The organism is Azohydromonas sediminis (assembly GCF_003574675.1).
GTDB classification, from domain to species: Bacteria; Pseudomonadota; Gammaproteobacteria; order Burkholderiales; family Burkholderiaceae_C; genus Calidifontimicrobium; species Calidifontimicrobium sediminis.
Map to the genome: position 1 here is coordinate 1 of NZ_QOAZ01000119.1, position 541 is coordinate 541.

1 pseudogene is annotated in these 541 nt (G+C 42.1%); it reads left to right on the forward strand.

Annotation, left to right across the window (positions count from 1 at the left end):
* Nucleotides 1–541: pseudogene (locus DRV96_RS17905) on the forward strand (hypothetical protein); the annotation flags it as partial.

Consider the following 541-nt stretch of genomic DNA (forward strand, 5'->3'; position numbering starts at 1 on the left):
CGGATGCGGTGAATAAAAATAGCCGAGTAGTGAATAATACCGCTCGTCGTCAAGGTAATTATTTGGCGAAATTCGGCTATGATATTACCGATAAACAGCGTATCGGCTTAAGTTTCCGTCAAGAGTCGTTTTATGGTGCGGGACAAGATCGTTTCGAGATGATTTTTAATAGCCGCCCGGTAAATGCGAACACGACCAAACGTACCTACAACCTTGAGTATGATGCGAAAGACATCGGCTTTGCTCGAGACGTTAAAGCGAATGTGTTCCATATTTTAGGGACGGATAAGCGAGAAGATTATCAGCAAAATAAATTAACCGGTTATCAACGTAGTTCTAAAACCAAAACAACGGGGGCTAATTTAGGCTTTACCAGCGAATTTGGCGGAGAGCATCTGTTTAAATATGGTGTGAATCTGCGTAAAGAGCAGACAGGTAGTCAGAATTCGTTCGGCAATATTAAAGGCGAACAAAAATTCGAATACGGATTATATGCCGAAGGGATTTGGTCTTTAGGTAAAGTGCTGACCTTAACCACAGG